Below are 18487 nucleotides of genomic sequence, written 5' to 3'. Positions count from 1 at the left end.
GACTAGAACGCATTCCTGGCGGGTTTGTTGTAGTAGCTGAGCAGGGCGTCGTAGCGACGGGTGATGAGGTAGTAGTCATCGCTCAGTTGCTGTGGTGGGGCGTGTTCCCGCCAGTCCTGATGCAGGGTGCGCAACGCCTGGAGGTACGCGTCGGCTGACGCGCGGGTGGCGTACCAGAGGTGAGTGGCTTCATCCTCCCGTTTGCTGTGCGGCATTTTCACCAGGAAGTCCTTGCTGGCATCGCTGGCCTGTTGCAGCGTCTCGGTCAAGCTGAGCAGTTGCTGAGGCGTCAGGCTGGCGTCGCGTACACCCTGGTCAATCTGGTTCATCGCCTGGCGGGCGGCGATCATATGGTTGAGCAGGTGCCAATGCAGGTCCCGGCCGAAGCGCGATTCGAGTCGCTCCAGCTGTGCCGGGCGCAAACGGAGGTCTTCGTCCTGCAAATGGTTGCGTAATTCGGCGGATGCCCGCAGGTATTCTTCGCCCCGCTGGGCCAGTTGCTCCTCCAGACTCTTGTTCATGGCCTGTGCCACAAACTGGCGTATGTTCGACGGCATACCTTCGGTTTGTATCGGGTCAACCATGTCTGCCAGCGAGGTGAATTTATTCAGCTTGTCGGCATACACCGTGGCGAGAGTACCGAGGTGGCTTCCGGGCTGCTGGCGCTCCAGTTTGAGTGTGTACAACTGCGAACAGACCGCCGCTTGGATAAGGCGCGGTTCAGGCTCATCACGGTCGCCAAATTTATCCTGGGTGGGTGCTTCGGGCTGTGTCGAACGCATACGGTAGTACGCCAGGCGCGTATCGCGATCAATGCGGTTCACGCAGTCAATGATCGGGGCCAGTGCGCTGGCCGTTGCGGTGGAAGGGCTGTCCCGTTGGTCGAGCCATAATTGCACGCGTTGCAGGGGTTTGGTGGCGCCGGCCACACCGAGCAATCCCAGGCCCAATACCAGGCTGATGGGTAACAACCATTTCGGATTCATTGCGCGGCCTCCTGGCCATACCACTGTGCCTGGGTGGCGGGCGCCTGACAGTCGGGGGCGGTGCGAGGCATGCGGCTGCACAGGCGTTCGGGCCACTGTTGCAGGCCCTGGTTACGGGTCACGTGTTGCTGGTTGTCGAGCACCTTCAAGCCGGCGTACAGCACAATCCCACTGGTGACCAACAGCACCATGCCCAGGGCCGTCCAGCGCGGGTGGCGGGCGGTCCAGGGGGTGTGGCTGTTCATGAAGGGTCGCTTGATGACGCCGATAACCGCCAGGGTCGCGACCAGCGCCAGGCTGGCAAACGGGCCGAAGGCGTAACCCAGCGCTGCGGCAAGGACCAGCCCTGGCAGCAGGTCCCGTATCGGCAACAACGGCAGGTGAGTAGGGCTGAGCCAGCGCGGCAGGTGCTCACTGAGTCGTTCATCGAGCACGCGGTACTGATGAGCCAGCGGGCGCCAGACCTGCCAAGCCAATCCGGCACCTATCACGGCGCCCAATGACCACAGCAGGCCGTAGCCCAAGGTCGGCAGCACATTGCCGGCCAGGGGCTCGGCATTCACCAGCACGCCCACCAGGCAGCTCAACACCAGTGCGACAATCCAGGGCCAGGTGTCCATGGCCGTGTCCCACCCTTGCCAGAAATACACGGTACCGCCGGGCATCGCTTCGGCTTCGGCCACATGGTCGGCGTAGATATCTGCGCTGAGTGCCTGGCAGGCTTTCCAGTCATGTTCATCGAAGCGTTGGGCGAAGGCACGGCGCTGCCCCAGGCTCATCGGAGCCAATAGCAGCCGGGCGGCACGTTGTTGCGGGCTGTTGGGCGCTTCGGTGGCCAGTGCCCGTTGGCGTGCCATGAAGACCGGGCCTTGCTGGCGTTGCAACAGCCGCGCCCAATCCCCCGCCGGGCAGTCATGACCGGCGCCGCCATGCCAGTGCTGGCCGGCGCACACCGCGTCGAACACTGCGCTCGACCAGTAGTGACTCTGTGCAAGCAGGCGGGCCAGCCATTGGTTGAACCACTCGGCATGGGGATGATTGTTCACCCAGGGATGTTCGGAACGTGCGGCATAGGCAGCCAGGAAAGCGGCCTCGTCCTTTTGCTCAAGGGCCTGGCGAAAGGGTTGCTGCAACGCGCTGCGGTGCTTGCGCTCGAGTCTTTCGATCAGCTCGCCGGGCAACTCCAGGCGCTGCCAGGCCGTCAGCCAGTTGAAGGTTTCAAAGGCCCAGCGGGTGTCCTCGGGGTTGAGATGCCCCTCGATGTCGCGTAACAACAGCTGGATTTCAAAGTGCAGCGCATTGCCATGGGCCATGGCTGCCTGGTAGTGGTCGGCAAGGCCGTCGCCCAGGATGTCGATGACCACTTCGTCAGCTTCCTGCTGCCCCTGGCTCCACTCCAGCGCGGCCTCATAGGCTTCGCGCAGGCGCTGGAAACCCTCGGGGTCATCATCCGGCCGGGTTTTCTTCAGCAGGGCGGCGTATTGGCGCTTGATCGCGCGGCTATCGGCATCCGGGGCCAGGCCGAGGACATTCCAGCAAGTCATGTGCAGTGCAACTCCATAGACAATCGCGCGCACGTTACCCGTTTTACAGGTTGATAAACCAGCGGTAGTAGGGGGTAGGGCTCGTGGTAGGACTGGCCCGGTCCAGCCCTGCGGCGACCGGGCACGCGGTGTTACTTGAGCGGCGTCAACGGCGGCAGTTTCCACTGGCCGTTACCCACCTCAGGCGTGGGCAGGTAAATCCGCAGGATTGCGTAGAACGGACCGGGTGGGGCCGGCAACCAGTTGCTCTGCTCGGCTTTTGGCGGCTCGTGGTGCTGCAGGGCCAGGGTCAGGCCGCCATCGGCGTCGCGCTTGAGGCCGGACAGCATGTGCGAGTTGATCAGGTAGCGTTTCTTGTGGTTGGGCACCAGTTGCTTGGTCTTGGCGTCGTACATGGTCAGGGACCAGAACGCATCGGCCGGTGGCAACTGGTCCTTGGCGAAATGCACGGTGTAGCTGTGGCGTGCGCCGTTGGCAGGCTTGCCCTCGCTGTCGATGACGTAGCTCAGGTACGCGACCTCATCGCCGGAGTTACCGAAAATCCCCATGTCCGCACCGGCGTAGCGGTACAGGTAGTTGTTGTTCAGGTGGTCGCGGCTGCCGTACAAATCGGCACTGGAGACTTGATGCGTGTCGACCTTGTCCTTTTTGAACGCGGCAAACTCGGCGCGGGCATCGGAGATACCGTCTTCCAGGGCCTTGCGCTGTTCAGCGGTCAACGCCTTGACCTTGAAGGGCGCGCCTGGGGCGATACCGATCTTGGCGAAACGCGCCAGCAGGTCTTTCTCGCTGTCCTGGGGCGCGGCGAAGGCCAGCATGAAGTTCAGGTAGCGAAACAGTTGCGGACCTTCGGTCATGGTCGCCATGGGCTTGGGCCACTCCACTTTCGGAGCCTTGGCCGGCGCGGCTTGCTTCACGTAGCTGCTCAGTGACTGCACTTTGTAGCCGTTCTGAATCTGCTTGACCTTGTTCAGGTCCTTCTCGTCGAACAACTGCGTACGGTAGAGGGCGTAGGCGATGTTGCTTTCGCTGTACACCACACGGTCCACGTTGACCGGTTGCTGACCTTTCCAGTCAGGGCCGGCGATCATGTAGTGGCCGCCGTTGTTGCCGGTGCTGCGGGTGCCCAGGTAAGCGATGTTCTGTGTGTAGAGATCGATCAACTGCACCGAGTAATAACGGTTGTCTTCGATCCTGGGCAGTGTCAGAACCTGAGGCTCGCTGCGCAGGTCCAGCCAGACGAAGGAGTAGGGCGTGTCCAGGTTCGGGGTGACGACCGCGGTGTCCTTGGGGGTGAACACCTGAGCTGTATTGCCGATATGGTTGAACGGCGCCTTGAAGTTGGCGCCGCCCTTGTCGACGGCCTGGGTGTAGAGCGTCTTGTACATCTCCACCACTGGGTAGCCATACAGGTAGGCTTCCTTGGCGATGGCCCGGGCTTCGCTGGGGGTGGCGGTGAAATCGGCCCAGGCGCCGGTACTCATGAGTATCGAGAGGCTCGCCAACAGCAGGCGCGTCGGTTTTCCAATCATGTTGTCGCGTCCTTCCAAAGTGCGTTTGACTGACGGGGAATAAAGGCGATGAGTTTCCTGTTTTATTTCCCGAACGTCACGTTAATCCCTGCGAATTATGCGAACTCATCAATGCCGATCCGTACGGCGGCTTGAACCTGTGGGTAAAGACGCACAAATAGCCGCCTCGATGGGCGGCACTGTGTAAAAGAGGGGTGGTCAGGCGGCAGGCAGCATCGATTTGACTTTGTCGCGCAATTGATCGATGGAGAACGGCTTGGCGATCACCTGCATGCCGGCGGGCACATCGATGTTCTCGGCATAGCCGCTGGCAAACAGGATCGGCAGGGTGGGCCGCACTTCACGCACCTTGGCTGCCAATTGCTTACCGTCCATATCCGGCAGGCCGACGTCGGTCATCATCAGGTCGATGTGCTGCGCGGCATTTTCGACAATCTTCAAGGCTTCTTCAGCGTCGGCAGCTTCAAGCACCAGGAACTCCAACTCTTCGAGCACATCAACGATCAACATGCGCACGATGGCATCGTCTTCGACGACAAGGAGGGTGGAGGGGGCTGCGGACATAATGAGGGTTCCCGAAAAAATGGAGGTGCAGGTCTTTAGCGGTTGAAAGACCATTCTCTAATGAGTCGCGTCAATCTCGGCAAGTTCCGTTGGCGCGGGCATTGTGACGGGAATGGAGGAAAATGTCGCGTTAACCACGAGGGGCCGCGAGCGGTCAGTGGCGCCCTCCTGCGCGCCGTTCAACGCCTTGCTTTTTCAGGAGCCCCAACCCTGCCGGGGGCCGGGGCAATCCCATGCGTCAAGACGGCAAGGGCGTGGACACCATGATTGAAACCGCAAAACTGTCGACCTTGTCTGTGACGATGTCATCGGGATGGAAAGCGCTCACGTGGAATTCCTTTTTGCCCGCCGGCGAAACCTTAGGCTTCAAGGTCGCGCTGACACCGCCGCTGCTGAGGATTTTTTCGATGCCTTCGCGCATGGACTCTACGTTGTCAAAACTGACCAGCCCGCCATTGGGTTCGAAGAAAAACCACTCTTTTTGGCCATCCTTGACTCTGACACCCGCCAGCATGGCGTGATCTTCCGTGCTGATTCTCAGGTATTTTGACGCAGTGGACTTGCTCAGGTCGTCGATGATGGACTGATGATTGATCAGTGAAGGGGCGGCGTTTATATGGAAGGTGTCCTTTGTGTTTACGGCGTACTGCAGTGTTTTTATATCGCGATTGAATTTGTCATGCAGCGAAGAGGGCGATTTAGTCGTGGACGCCTTGCGAAGATTGTCGAGGAATATTTTTTCGTCGCCTCGATGCAAGGCGAGCGCCATGGCATTCGATAGCCCGGCGCAATCGCCCTTGGAGGTCAGATCGACACGGCCGAGGTAGTCCGACTGGGCAAAGCGATTGATGGAAACCCCGGGATTCCCGACGTCGCTGGCAAGCAGCGCGGTGAAATACTCGCCGTCTTCAATTCTTCTGGTCTTCAACTCCCTGGCCAGAATCCCCATTTCTTCCGGTGTCCTGCCAGGTTTTGCGGCGAGTGCCACCAACGCTTCGAAACTGCGCTCTCCAGCGTAATCCGACAGGTCATCCAATGCACCGCTTCGATAACCCTGGTTGAATTTTGGAAGTGCGTTGGAGGTCCTCGCCTTAGCGATATTCGTTCCTACACTCGTCAGGTGCATATCCGCGACGCTATCGAACAGACTGCCGCGCAGGGGGGAGAAATCCTCGATTGGCGGGCCATAGGGCAGGTTCCGGACAGGGTCATAACTGAACCACTGATCGTTTTTCAACACGGCAAAGCCTTCGACGCTTTGCTCTCCGACCTTATAAGACCCTATCAGCGTCGGGCCATATTGCTTGTTTGCCGCCTTCAACAGGTCATAGCTTCCGGATGCGCCACGCACCTTGTTGATCAGTACCTGCCCGGAGTCGCCGAGAAATTTTGCGCCGCGCGTGGCCAGCTTGGCGCCTCCCGTCGCCGCGCCCCTCACTCCGCTCAACGGGTTGAGCGAGCTGATAAGGCTACTGCCGATGACGCGACCCGCCTGCAATGCCTTTACGGCAGTGGACGCCGAGGATGAAGCCACCTTGGCGAGCTTTGGGGCAGCACCGTAACCCATGGTCAGCAGCCCGAGAGCATCCAGGCCGAGGTCCAAAAGCCCGGCTTCATAGTCACCGTCACGAAAGTTGACAATGGCCGATCTCAAGGGAATCAAGTTGAGAAAAAACTGCCTGAGTCGCTCATTACTTTCTTTCTGCTGATCGAATGTCGTGCTTCCCCTGGCTTGTTGCCATTGGTTCCTGATACCAAGGTGCTCAAAAAAAGCGCCTGCCAGGTCGTGTGTTCGGGTAGAGGTGAAACTCGATGGGGGACGAGAAGGGTCCTCCGGCGGCTGTTCTCGCTCGAGCCGGTCCTTGTGCTCAGGGGTGAACTTTTCCACTTTGGTCGATATATTCGCGTCGCGCCATCCACCCCGCGTAATGGCTGCCTCACTCTGTCGCTTGACGATGCGTTTGTTCCGGACATCGATCTCATAAACATTGACCTCGGTTTTTCCGTCAACCTGCCTTTCGGTTCTTACCAGCAATTCATTGAGCTTGGATTGGAAAGTGGCCGGGTTTATGAAACCCCTGCCAATCCTGTATTGGTTGTATTGAAATAATTCGATTTTACCGAACTCCAGGTTTTTCCGATCTTCCAGTGGCAGCTCGGAAATCATGTGTTTTACCTGGGTCTCAATGCCATCTTTGAGTGATTCGATTGCCGATTCGTATTGCCCCAGGAATATCCCATTGACGTTGAGCCTGGGTTGCTGGTTGATCGCGTGGATAGGAAGGCCAGGGTCGTCGGTTTTCCAGTTGACGTTGATGCCCATCATGGCCATGTCCAGCATCGAGTGCTTGCCATCCAGTTGCTTGGCTTTGTCATTGGAGACGGTTGAGAGACTTTTCGACTCAAAGTCAGTGCGCTCGCCAAAATGCTCCTTGAGTTTTTCCAGGGCGATGGCTTTTCTACTTGGAATCTCGGCAGTGAGTGATTGGGAGGCCTTGATTCTGGCACTTAACTGCTCATTGAACGCGGTCCGGATGCTGTCCACTTCCTCAGGGGTGTAGAGGGCATCGTCCTTCTTTTCGACCAAACCATTGGACACGCCCCAATCCAGTAACAACGGCGTGATGGCGTGTTCCGCAGGACCATTCAAGGCTTGTGCGGCACTCATGACCTGGCCGTAGCTCATTTGTGATGCGGTCCCCGGCGCACTCGCTTCGACCTTGGCCACCGCAAGGCAGAAACTCACCCAGGCCTGGCTGCCGTTCACCAGTGTGTCGGGAATATCCTTGACCAGGAATTGGGGGGCTGTGCGTGACAGCAACAGGTGGGTGGCCAGCTTGGCCGTGGCCGGCGTGGCCCTGCCTTTAGTCACCAGATGTTTACTGAGCCCCTCGACGATGGCTGACGGTGGCAGGCCCCAATAGTCTTGATGGCTCAAGTCAAAGCCGGCGATTGAATTTCTCACAGGCAACACGACGGATTCACGATCGAGACCGATGTGAAGGGCGGCCAACACGTAATCGCTGATGCTGGTTGGCGTGTCGATACCATTCAGCCCGTCCTGGATCCCTTGCCCTATCTTCTGGGCCATGGGGGACTTGAGCAGGGTGTCCAGCGCCCTGGCCGGGTCTTGCAGTTCGACATCCGAAAGAGCGCTGGCCTTGATAAGCGCACCCAGCGCCGCTTTGGCCAGCTCCGCCCGGACTAAGGAGGGCTCTGTCCGGATATTGCTGCGCAGGATGCTGGACTCGACGATGACCCGTATCTTGCGCCGTTGTTCCTGGGTCAGGGGAAGGGGCCAGGATAAGCCACCTCCTAGATCACCCAGCGGCGGTTCCAGGGCCCGAGCGTTAGCGGCATCTGCCAAGTGAACCAGGTCAGCTCGGGTTTCAGGGATAGGTAAATCGTGATGCTTGATAAAGCTTTCCAGGCTGGCGGCGGACTCGCTGCCCGGCATGCCGGACGGGTGAAAGGCCGAGTGGGGATCAATGACTGTTTGAGTGGTTTTCAAATGTGACAACACGGCTGCTGGAGTCGCGTCCTCTCCCAGGCTCTTCGTCGCCTCGGTGAGCTGGTGCGCGAGGTTCTTCCAGTTCTGTGCGTTTGCCTGCGCGCGTGCTTGGGGTGAAAGAGGCTGCGATTCATCCGAGGAGCGTCGTGCAGGTGTTGAAGCTGGGTCGCTGTGTATGGACAGGGTGTTACCAGGGGTGGCCTGCGACTGAGCAGGCGTCGATGCAATGGAGTGATCTATAACCGAGGGGCGTGGTTGGACGCTCAATGAGGATGACATTTTCATTACCTTTGGTTGTTGGTCCTCCCTGGACCTGCTTCAGACCTCCGTTGAGTGTCGGGAGCGCACAAAGGTGTTCCTCCGGCATTGGTTCCATAAATGTCGGGCATCGGCGGTGGCAAGTTTGGGATGTGAATATGTTTCGCGTCAGAAACGTAGCCCTCTACCGGCACTTTGGGGCAAACTCCCGGTTTTTCCCTATTTGGCCAAGGCATGCCCATGACTCCCGCGTCGTCCGTCGATGAAAAGAGCTTTCGTACACTGCTCAGCCGAAACGTGGCATTGCCCCTGGGTGTGGGCGTGCTCAGCGCGGTGTTTTTCGTCTGTCTGATCACCTATTTGCTCGCGGTGATCCAGTGGGTGGAACACACGGACCGGGTCATCAACAACCTCAACGAGTCGTCCAAGCTGACCGTCGATCTTGAAACCGGCATGCGTGGTTTCCTGATCACCGGGGACGAGCACTTCCTCGACCCGTACGAAGTGGCCAAGCCGCGCATCATTGCCGACCTGCGTAACTTGCAGGAGCTGGTGGCGGACAACCCGCAACAGGTGGACCGCCTGAAACGCCTGGAAGCCCTGCAAGCCGAATGGAACAAATACGCCCAGTCGATGATCGACCTGCAGCGCGAAAGCGGTGACTACCGCAACGCCGTCAAGTCCGGCCGGGGCAAGCGCCTGACCGACGAAATTCGCAAGGAATACGAGGACGCGGTGGCGATGGAGCAGCAGTTCCGGATCACTCGCAACGAACAAGTCACGCGCACCACGGTGATCAGCGTCACCCTCTATCTGTTGTTCGTTCTCGGCCTGAGCGGGATCCTGGCGTATATCGGTAGAAAAAATTTACTTTCCCTGTCAGATAGTTACAGCGCAAACCTCGCGTCACAACAGAAGATCGCGCAGCGCCTGGAGCGACAGGCATGGCTGCGTAACGGCCAGACCGAACTGGCCGAACAAGTGCTCGGCCAACTTACCCTGAACATGCTCGGACGCAATATCCTGCAGTTCTTTGCCCAGTACATGGGCTCGGCGGTGGCGGCGCTGTATGTCCGCGAAGAGCACGGCGGCCTCAAGCGCGTGGCCACCTATGGTTTCTCCCGCGAGCAGGAACAGCTGGAGCAGTCGATCTACAGCGATGAGGGCATCGTCGGGCAGGCCGCCCAGCTCGATCGCCTGATTCGCCTGGACGACGTGCCGGTGGACTACTTCAAGGTCAGCTCCGGCCTGGGGGAAGGCTCGACCCGCAGCGTGCTGGTGGTTCCCACCAGCGATGACGACCGTGTCAACGGTGTGATCGAACTGGGCTTTTTGCGCCCGCTGGAGGAGCGCGACGTCGAACTGCTGGAGCTGATCGCCGGCAATATCGGCACCTCCATCGAAGCCGCCCGTTATCGCCAACGCCTGCAGGAAGTGCTGGCCGAAACCCAGCAGCTCAACGAAGAACTGCAGGTCCAGCAGGAAGAACTCAAGACCGCCAACGAAGAACTCGAAGAACAGTCGCGCATTCTCAAGGAGTCTCAGGCTCACCTGGAAACCCAGCAGGCAGAGCTGGAGCAGACCAACGAGCAACTGGCCGAACAGACCCAGACCCTGGCCGAACAGCGCGACGCCATGGACCGCAAGAACGTCGAACTCAACCAGGCCCAGCTGGAGCTGGAAGATCGCGCCGATGAATTGCAGCGCTCCAGCAAGTACAAGTCCGAATTCCTCGCCAATATGTCCCACGAACTGCGCACGCCGCTGAACAGTTCGTTGATCCTGGCCAAGTTGCTGGCGGAAAACCCCCAGGAAAACCTCAACGCCGAACAGGTCAAGTTTGCCGAGTCGATCTATTCGGCGGGCAATGACCTGCTCAACCTGATCAACGACATCCTGGATATTTCCAAGGTGGAAGCCGGCAAGTTGGAAGTGCGGCCGGAAAATTCAAGCGTCACGCGCCTGGTCGATGGCCTGCGCGGGATGTTCGAGCCGTTGGCCGCCGACCGTAAGCTGGGGTTTCAGGTACAGGTGCAGGCCGATGCACCGATCATGCTGTTCACCGACCGCCAGCGCCTGGAGCAGATCCTCAAGAACCTGCTCTCCAACGCGATCAAGTTCACCGAGCAAGGCGAGGTCAGCCTGTCGGTGTCCCGCGCGCCGGGGGAAGGCATCGCCTTTACCGTGCGCGATTCGGGCATCGGGATTGCCCCGGACCAGCAGGAAAGCATCTTCGAGGCGTTCCGCCAGGCCGATGGCACCACCAACCGCCGTTACGGCGGCACTGGCCTGGGCCTGTCGATTTCCCGCGACCTGGCCGCGTTGCTTGGCGGCTATATCAGCGTGACCAGTGAGCCCGGCAAAGGCAGCACCTTCACCCTGGTGTTGCCGGAGCAGTATGTCGAACGCGAGGAAGATGCCGCGCCAATCGAGCCGCCGCGCCAGGTGATTACCGCACCCGCACCCACGCCCATCGCAATTTCGCCGCTGCCGGTGGCCGACACCAGGCAGATCCCGCGCTTCGCCGATGACCGCGACAAGGCGCCGTTCACCACCCGCTGCATCCTGGTGGTGGAGGACGAACCGAACTTTGCCCGCATCCTGTTCGACCTGGCCCATGAGCTGGGTTACCAGTGCCTGGTGGCCCACGGCGCGGACGAGGGCTACAGCCTGGCCGAGGAGTACATTCCCGATGCGATCCTGCTGGACATGCGCCTGCCGGACCATTCCGGGCTCACCGTGCTGCAACGCCTCAAGGAGCACGCCAACACGCGCCATATCCCGGTGCACGTGATTTCCGTGGAGGACCGTGTCGAAGCCGCCATGCATATGGGCGCCATCGGCTATGCGGTAAAACCGACGACGCGCGAAGAGCTCAAGGACGTGTTTGCGCGCCTTGAGGCCAAGCTGACCCAGAAGGTCAAGCGCGTACTGCTGGTGGAGGACGATGACCTGCAGCGCGACAGCATTGCCCGCCTGATCGGCGACGATGACATCGAGATCACCGATGTCGGCTATGCCCAGGCCGCCCTGGAACTGCTGCGCACCAACGTCTATGACTGCATGATCATCGACCTCAAGCTGCCGGACATGCTGGGCAACGAGTTGCTCAAGCGCATGGCCACCGAAGATATCTGCTCGTTCCCGCCGGTGATCGTCTACACCGGGCGCAACCTGACCCGCGATGAAGAGGCCGAACTGCGCAAGTATTCGCGCTCGATCATCATCAAGGGCGCCCGCTCGCCAGAGCGCCTGCTCGATGAAGTCACACTCTTTCTGCACAAAGTCGAATCCCAGCTGTCCCATGACCGCCAGAAGATGCTCAAGACCGCTCGCAGCCGCGACAAGGTCTTCGAAGGGCGCAAGATCCTGTTGGTGGACGACGATGTGCGTAACATCTTCGCCCTGACCAGCGCCCTGGAGCACAAAGGTGCCGTGGTGGTGATCGGGCGTAACGGCCGCGAAGCCATCGAGAGACTCAATGAAGTCGACGATATCGACCTGGTGCTGATGGACGTGATGATGCCGGAGATGGACGGCTACGAGGCCACCGCCTTGATCCGCCAGGACCCGCGCTGGAAGAAACTGCCGATCATCGCGGTGACGGCCAAGGCCATGAAAGACGACCAGGAGCGCTGCCTCGCGGCGGGTTCCAACGACTACCTGGCCAAGCCGATCGACCTGGATCGCCTGTTCTCGCTGATTCGCGTGTGGCTACCGAAGATGGAACGCATTTAAGTGGAGCAACGTTTTTTGGAGAAGAACAGCGATATTGAGCTGCGCCTGTTGATCGAGGCGATTTACCTCAAGTACAGCTACGACTTTCGCGACTACTCCGGCGCGTCGGTCAAACGCCGCGTGGCCCATGCCTTGCGCCAGTTCGACTGCGCCACGATTTCAGCGCTGCAGGAGCGGGTGCTGCACGACCCGGCGGCGTTCATGCAGTTGCTGCAGTTCCTGACGATCCCGGTGAGCGAGATGTTTCGCGACCCGTCGCACTTCCTGGCGATCCGTCAGGAAGTGGTGCCCCTGCTCAAGACCTACCCGTCGATCAAGATCTGGATTGCCGGCTGCAGCACGGGGGAGGAGGTGTACTCCATGGCCATCCTGTTGCGTGAGGAAGGGCTGCTGGAACGCACGATCATCTATGCCACCGACATCAACCCCGCGTCCCTGGATAAAGCCAAGCAAGGCATCTTCTCCCTGGAGAATGTGCGGGCCTACACCGCCAATTATCAGCAGGCCGGGGGGCAGCGATCATTTGCCGACTACTACACGGCGGCTTACGATTACGCGATCTTCGACAAATCGTTGCGGGAGAATGTGACCTTCGCCGACCATAGCCTGGCAACCGACAGTGTATTCTCAGAAACTCAATTAATTTCATGTCGTAACGTGCTGATCTATTTCAATAAAAAATTGCAGGATCGGGCGTTTGGATTGTTTCATGAGTCGCTGTGCCATCGCGGCTTCCTGGTCCTGGGCAGTAAGGAAACCCTGGACTTTTCCGCCTACAGCAAGCAATTCGAACCCTTGGTCAAGCAGGAACGGATCTACCGCAAATCATGAACGACGTTGCCGCCAACCCGATTCGCGGGATTGAAGCCATCGTCGTCGGCGCCTCCGCCGGCGGCGTCGAGGCGTTGCTGAGTATTTTCAGCGAACTGCCCGACACCTTCGGCCTGCCGATCATAGCCGTATTGCACCTGCCGGATGAGCGCCGCAGCCAACTGGCGGAAGTCTTTGCGCGACGCCTGCCGATTCCGGTACGGGAAGGGCAGGACAAGGAAGCGATCCAGGCGGGCACGTTGTATTTCGCCGGGCCTGGTTATCACCTTTCGGTCGAGCATGACCGCAGCCTGTCCCTCAGCCAGGAAGAGCGGGTACACCATTCCCGGCCGGCGATCGACTACCTGTTTGCCTCCGCCGCCGATGCCTATGGCCAGGGCCTGCTGGCGATTTTGTTGACGGGGGCCAACCAGGACGGCGCCCACGGGCTGGCCCATGTCAAGCATTCGGGCGGCACCACGGTGGTCCAGGACCCCAGCGAAGCGCGGATTGCCGTGATGCCGCGGGCGGCCCTGGCCCTGCACACCCCTGATCATATTCTGACCCTGAGCCGCATTGCCGCATTGCTGGCTTCCCTGGAATCCTCCCCATGTTAAGTACTGTCCAGGCCAAACTGCTGATCGTCGACGATCTGCCGGAAAACCTGCTGGCCCTCGAAGCGTTGATCAAGCGCGAGGACCGTCAGGTCTTCAAGGCTTTGAGCGCCGATGAGGCCTTGTCCCTGTTGCTGGAGCACGAGTTCGCCATGGCGATTCTCGATGTGCAGATGCCCGGCATGAACGGGTTCGAACTGGCCGAGCTGATGCGCGGCACCGAGAAAACCAAAAACATTCCGATTGTGTTCGTCAGCGCCGCCGGCCGTGAACTCAATTATGCGTTCAAGGGCTATGAAAGTGGCGCCGTGGACTTCCTGCACAAGCCGCTGGATATCCACGCGGTCAAGAGCAAGGTCAATGTGTTTGTCGACCTGTACCGTCAGAGCAAGGCGATGAAGCAGCAAGTCGAAGCCCTGGAGCGCAGCCGCCGCGAGCAGGAGCTGTTGCTCACGCGCCTGCAGGCCACCCAGGCCGAGCTGGAGCAGGCAGTGCGCATGCGCGACGACTTCATGTCGATCGTCGCCCACGAGGTGCGTACGCCCCTTAACGGCCTGATTCTCGAAACCCAGCTGCGCAAGATGCACCTGGCCCGGGATAACGCCGCCGCGTTCACCCTGGACAAGATGCACGCCATGGTCGACCGCGATGAGCGCCAGATCCAGAGCCTGATCCGCCTGATCGAAGACATGCTCGACGTCTCGCGTATCCGCACCGGCAAACTGTCGATACGCCCGGGGCGCTTCGACCTGGCGCAATTGGTGAGCAACCTGGTGGAGAATTTCGCACCGCAGGTGGCTGCCGCCGAATCGTCGATGCACCTCGCGGCCGAGGGGCCGGTGGTGGGCAACTGGGATGAGTTTCGTATCGAACAGGTGGTCACCAACCTGCTGACCAACGCCCTGCGCTACGGGGCCAAGAGCCCGGTGGAGGTGCGCGTGTATACCGAGCATGGCGAAGCCAGGGTAGAAGTGCGTGACCACGGGATCGGCATCAGCGAAGAGAACCAGAAGCGTATTTTCCAGCAGTTCGAACGTGTGTCAGCCAGCCAGGTTGCCGCGGGACTGGGCCTTGGGTTGTTTATTTCCGAGCAGATCGTAGCCGCCCATGGCGGCACCATCGAGGTCGAGAGCCAGATAGGCGAGGGCGCCTTGTTCCGGGTGTGCCTGCCCCTTGAACCATCGGCATGAAATCAATCGTCACCCCGACGCAACCTCTACGTGACCCCATGGTCGTAATTGCAGCAATTGACCGGACAAAGGCTTCCCATGAGTGAAGATGCACAAGATGTCGTACTGATCGTCGAGGACGACGAATCCATTATGTTTGTGCTGGGTGAGTACCTGGCCGGCCTGGGGTATCGGGTATTGAAGGCGATCAACGGGGAGCAGGCCTTTGAAATCCTCGCCACCAAGCCGCACTTGGACCTGATGGTCACCGACTACCGTTTGCCCGGTGGGATTTCCGGCGTGCAGATCGCTGAGCCCGCGCTCAAGTTGCGCCCGGAATTGAAAGTGATCTTTATCAGCGGCTACCCGCAGGAGATTCTCGACTGCAACAGCCCGATCACGCGCAATGCGCCGATCCTGGCCAAGCCGTTTGACCTGGATACCTTGCAGGAGCATATACAGCGGTTGTTGGCCTGAAGGGCCAGGTGGTGCATCAGGCTCTTCCTGAGCCTGAATGACACTGCTTGGCTAATGGCCATTTACGCCCGAATCATCTCCCGCACCTTCGCCGTCAACAAATCAAAGGTAAATGGCTTGGTGATCAACTGCATCCCCGGATCCAGGAACCCCCCACGCACCGCCGCATGCTCGGCATATCCGGTAATGAACAGCACCTTCAGGTCCGGACGAACCTGCCGGCCTATCTCTGCCAGTTGGCGTCCATTCATGCCGGGCAAGCCGACGTCGCTGATCATCAGGTCAATGCGCTGGCTGGATTCGATAATCGGCAGTGCGCCATCGGCATCGCCCGCTTCGACAAAGGCGTAGCCCAGCTCACTCAATACCTGGCTGACCAGCACGCGCACCGCCGGGTCGTCCTCGACGATCAGCACGGTTTCCCCGCTGTTGGCGATCGGCAACAGGGCAGGGTCCACGGTCACATCGGGGGTGATTTCGCCGACGAAACGCGGCAGGAACAGGCTCACCGTGGTGCCTTTGCCTACCTCGCTGTGGAGGGTTACATGGCCGCGCGACTGGCGCGCGAAACCGTAGATCATCGACAAGCCCAGGCCGGTGCCCTGGCCAATGGGCTTGGTGGTAAAGAAGGGGTCGAATACCCGGCCCATGAGGCTTTCCGGAATACCGCAGCCGGTGTCGCTGACGCTCAGTTCCACGTAGTCGCCGGGCTTGAGCGTGCCGTAGGCGGCGGTGAAGACGCTGTCGAGGTGGCGGTTGCAGGTTTCGACAACCAGGCGGCCCCCACTCGGCATGGCATCCCGGGCGTTGAGCGCCAGGTTGAGCAGGGCACTTTCCAGTTGATTGGGGTCGGCCTCGGCGGTCCACAACTGAGTGTCCAGGCGCATGTCCAAGGCGATGCTTTCGTTGAGGCTGCGTTGCAGCAGCTCGCCCATGGAGGTCACCAGCTGGTTGATCTGTACCGGCTTGGAGTCCAGCGACTGGCGCCGCGAGAACGCCAGCAGGCGGTGGGTGAGGCCGGCGGCACGGTTGGCGGAGGTCACGCCGAGGTCGATCAGGCTGTCCAGATCGTCCAGCTTGCCGCGGGACACACGCCTTCGCAGCAGCTCCAGGCTGCCGATAATACCGGTGAGCATGTTGTTGAAGTCATGGGCGATACCGCCGGTCAACTGGCCGACGGCTTCCATCTTCTGGGATTGGCGCAAGGCTTCTTCATTGCTGCGCAACTGCGCCGTGCGTTCCTCGACTTGCTGCTCCAGGGTCTCAAGGGTGCGCTGCAGGCGCAGTTCGCTCTCGCTCAGGTCGATCAACCTGTCCCGTGCTTCATATTGCCGACGCCGTCCACGCAGGGCCGCGCTCACCAGGCTGATCAACGTCACGGGGTGGAAGGGGCGCTCCAGGAACGTCACGTTGCCCAGCAGGCCGCTGAGGTGGGATGAACCGTTCTGCTCGCTGCCGCCGTGATGGGTCATCAGCACGATGGGCAGGTCGGACCAGGCGGGCTGCTGGTGAAGGTATTCCAGCAGGGGCTCCAGGTCCGCGCCGCGCAAGGCTTCGGCTGCGATGATAAGCATCCCGGCGCCTTGCTCCACGGCCTCGCACAATGCGGGCAGGCTGCTGGCAACCATGCCGGTGTAGCCGGCTTCCTTGAGCATCATCAGCGCCAACGAACCATCACGGCCCATGGGCGCCAGGACGATTGCGCGTTCGGATACAGGTGAAATGGTGGTCACACGCCCTCATCCTTGAGCAGAGGCGAGCCTGCGCCCATGTAGGTTGGAATGCCACGCAACACGCCTTGGAAATTGTCCAGCGGTTCTCCGACGGTCATGCCACGGCTGCTGATACGGTATTCACGGATAGTCGACTCGTGGGCGCCGGTGCGTTTCTTGATAATCGAGATGGCGCGGCGCACCTTGCCCAACGCCTCGAAATAACGCAGCAGAATCACGGTGTCGGCCAGGTAAGTGATGTCGACAGGAGCCTGCATGTCGCCGACCAGTCCATGTTGCGCGACGGTCATGAACGTCGCCGCGCCACGGCGGTTGAGGTACAGCAGCAGTTCATGCATATGCAGGATCAGCGCGTTTTCTTCCGGCATTGCCGCCTGGTAGCCATTGATACTGTCGATGACCACCGTCTTGATCCCGCGCTCGTCCACGCAACGACGCACGCGGTGGGAAAACTCGCCGGGGGACAACTCGGCCGCGTCCACCTGTTCGATCAGCAGGTTGCCGGTGGCCTGCAGGGCGGCGAGGTCGATGCCCATATTGTTCATGCGCTCGAACAGCAGGCCCAGTTCTTCATCGAAGATAAACAGCGCGGCCTTTTCGCCACGGCCTACCGCCGCTGCGGCGAAGATCATCGAGATCAGCGATTTGCCGGTACCGGCCGGGCCGAGAATCAGGCTGCTGGAGCCGGTCTCGACGCCGCCGCCCATCAGGGCATCCAGCTCGCGAATGCCGCTGCTCAAGGTCTGGCGTATGTAACCGCCACGATGCTCGGCGGCGACCAGGCGCGGGAATACGTGAATGCCATCGTGCATGATGGTGAAGTCGTGAAACCCACCCCGATATTTCTGCCCGCGATATTTCACCACCCGCACGCGACGGCGTTCGGCGCCGTAGTTGGGGGTCAGTTCTTCCAGGCGAATCACCCCGTGGGCCACGCTGTGCACGGTTTTGTCGAGTGATTCGGTAGTCAGGTCGTCGAGCAGCAGCACGGTGGCGTCGTAGCGCACGAAGTAATGCTTGATCGCCAGGATCTGGCGGCGATAGCGCAGCGAGCTTTGCGCGAGCAGGCGGATTTCCGAGAGGCTGTCGATGACCACTCGGGTCGGCTTGACCCTCTCCACCACTTCGAAGATCTGCCGGGTTGCTTCGCCCAGCTCCAGGTCCGAAGAGTACAGCAGGCTCTGCTGATGCTCGGCATCCAGCAGGCTCTCCGGCGGGGTCAGTTCGAAGATATGAATATTGTCGTCCAGGTCCCAACCGTGGGACTCGGCGCCCTGGCGCAACTCACGCTCGGTTTCGGACAGTGTGATGTAGAGCGTTCGCTCACCCGCTTTCGCCCCGGCCTGCAGGAAGTGCAGGGCGACCGTGGTTTTACCGGTGCCAGGTTCACCTTCCAGCAGGAACAGGTGGCTGCGCGATAGCCCTCCGGCAAGAATGTCGTCGAGACCTTCGATGCCGATGGCTGCTTTTTCGGTTAACAACGCTTTGGATGTAGACAAGAAGTGCCCTCAGGTCACATACGAGTAGAGGATGCGCATCCAGGTGGACGCG

Annotated in this window: 12 protein-coding genes; 5 read left to right on the top strand and 7 right to left on the bottom strand. The window is 60.2% G+C overall.

Annotated features, from left to right (window positions below; all coding sequences use genetic code 11):
• Window positions 1-2: 2 nt before the first annotated feature.
• The 5 genes from F6S08_RS24375 to F6S08_RS24355 all read right to left on the bottom strand — a co-directional run bounded on the left by F6S08_RS24375 (window position 3) and on the right by F6S08_RS24355 (window position 8416).
• Window positions 3-986 (bottom strand): DUF3829 domain-containing protein, encoded by a 984-nt coding sequence (locus F6S08_RS24375; RefSeq protein ID WP_315872437.1) that lies wholly within the window; start codon window positions 984-986, stop codon window positions 3-5.
• A complete protein-coding gene (locus F6S08_RS24370; RefSeq protein WP_065946977.1) occupies window positions 983-2530 on the bottom strand; it encodes a J domain-containing protein in 1548 nt (515 codons plus the stop codon). Before F6S08_RS24370 ends, F6S08_RS24375 begins: the two co-directional genes overlap by 4 nt.
• A 131-nt stretch (window positions 2531-2661) precedes the next feature.
• A complete protein-coding gene (locus F6S08_RS24365) occupies window positions 2662-4062 on the bottom strand; it encodes a DUF1254 domain-containing protein (RefSeq protein WP_065927511.1) in 1401 nt (466 codons plus the stop codon).
• Between the two features lie 198 nt (window positions 4063-4260).
• Complete coding sequence (locus F6S08_RS24360; protein WP_065927512.1) at window positions 4261-4626, bottom strand: response regulator; 366 nt, start codon at window positions 4624-4626, stop codon at window positions 4261-4263.
• Window positions 4627-4864: 238 nt separating this feature from the next.
• On the bottom strand, window positions 4865-8416 hold the full coding sequence (locus tag F6S08_RS24355; RefSeq protein ID WP_315872436.1) for a hypothetical protein: 3552 nt from the start codon (window positions 8414-8416) through the stop codon (window positions 4865-4867).
• Window positions 8417-8635: 219 nt separating this feature from the next.
• On the opposite strand from F6S08_RS24355, the gene F6S08_RS24350 reads away from it, so the two are divergent.
• The 5 genes from F6S08_RS24350 (at window position 8636) to F6S08_RS24330 (ending at window position 15203) form a co-directional block, all read left to right on the top strand.
• Window positions 8636-12133, top strand: coding sequence for a response regulator (locus F6S08_RS24350; RefSeq protein ID WP_315872435.1), 3498 nt, complete (start codon window positions 8636-8638; stop codon window positions 12131-12133).
• On the top strand, window positions 12134-12964 hold the full coding sequence (locus F6S08_RS24345; RefSeq protein WP_176719685.1) for a CheR family methyltransferase: 831 nt from the start codon (window positions 12134-12136) through the stop codon (window positions 12962-12964).
• Window positions 12961-13560 (top strand): chemotaxis protein CheB, encoded by a 600-nt coding sequence (locus tag F6S08_RS24340; protein ID WP_065946981.1) that lies wholly within the window; start codon window positions 12961-12963, stop codon window positions 13558-13560. The genes F6S08_RS24345 and F6S08_RS24340 overlap by 4 nt, the downstream gene beginning before the upstream one ends.
• Window positions 13554-14747: a hybrid sensor histidine kinase/response regulator gene (locus tag F6S08_RS24335; protein WP_065927516.1), complete on the top strand. Its 1194-nt coding sequence runs from the start codon at window positions 13554-13556 to the stop codon at window positions 14745-14747. The genes F6S08_RS24340 and F6S08_RS24335 overlap by 7 nt, the downstream gene beginning before the upstream one ends.
• A gap of 78 nt (window positions 14748-14825) precedes the next feature.
• Window positions 14826-15203, top strand: a complete 378-nt coding sequence (locus tag F6S08_RS24330; protein WP_057703059.1) for a response regulator — start codon at window positions 14826-14828, stop codon at window positions 15201-15203.
• Window positions 15204-15265: 62 nt separating this feature from the next.
• Here F6S08_RS24330 and F6S08_RS24325 read toward each other — a convergent pair whose 3' ends face one another.
• Together F6S08_RS24325 and F6S08_RS24320 are read right to left on the bottom strand one after the other, a co-directional pair.
• A complete protein-coding gene (locus F6S08_RS24325) occupies window positions 15266-16936 on the bottom strand; it encodes a response regulator (protein WP_065927517.1) in 1671 nt (556 codons plus the stop codon).
• Window positions 16933-18435 (bottom strand): ATPase domain-containing protein, encoded by a 1503-nt coding sequence (locus F6S08_RS24320; RefSeq protein WP_027605874.1) that lies wholly within the window; start codon window positions 18433-18435, stop codon window positions 16933-16935. Before F6S08_RS24320 ends, F6S08_RS24325 begins: the two co-directional genes overlap by 4 nt.
• Window positions 18436-18487 lie beyond the last annotated feature (52 nt).

Origin of the sequence: Pseudomonas sp. JV449 (assembly GCF_032424295.1) — a bacterium.
Taxonomy (GTDB): domain Bacteria; phylum Pseudomonadota; class Gammaproteobacteria; order Pseudomonadales; family Pseudomonadaceae; genus Aquipseudomonas; species Aquipseudomonas marginalis.
Note: the sequence above shows the minus strand (reverse complement) of the source record. Positions and strands in the feature narration are given on the sequence as shown.

Excerpts from the sequence above, each read along its gene's own strand:
- F6S08_RS24330 (WP_057703059.1), top strand. The coding sequence starts at position 14,826 with ATGAGTGAAGATGCACAAGATGTCGTACTGATCGTCGAGGACGACGAA.
- F6S08_RS24360 (WP_065927512.1), bottom strand. The coding sequence starts at position 4,626 with ATGTCCGCAGCCCCCTCCACCCTCCTTGTCGTCGAAGACGATGCCATC.
- F6S08_RS24370 (WP_065946977.1), bottom strand. The coding sequence starts at position 2,530 with ATGACTTGCTGGAATGTCCTCGGCCTGGCCCCGGATGCCGATAGCCGC.
- F6S08_RS24365 (WP_065927511.1), bottom strand. The coding sequence starts at position 4,062 with ATGATTGGAAAACCGACGCGCCTGCTGTTGGCGAGCCTCTCGATACTC.
- F6S08_RS24335 (WP_065927516.1), top strand. The coding sequence starts at position 13,554 with ATGTTAAGTACTGTCCAGGCCAAACTGCTGATCGTCGACGATCTGCCG.
- F6S08_RS24355 (WP_315872436.1), bottom strand. The coding sequence starts at position 8,416 with ATGTCATCCTCATTGAGCGTCCAACCACGCCCCTCGGTTATAGATCAC.
- F6S08_RS24350 (WP_315872435.1), top strand. The coding sequence starts at position 8,636 with ATGACTCCCGCGTCGTCCGTCGATGAAAAGAGCTTTCGTACACTGCTC.
- F6S08_RS24340 (WP_065946981.1), top strand. The coding sequence starts at position 12,961 with ATGAACGACGTTGCCGCCAACCCGATTCGCGGGATTGAAGCCATCGTC.
- F6S08_RS24375 (WP_315872437.1), bottom strand. The coding sequence starts at position 986 with ATGAATCCGAAATGGTTGTTACCCATCAGCCTGGTATTGGGCCTGGGA.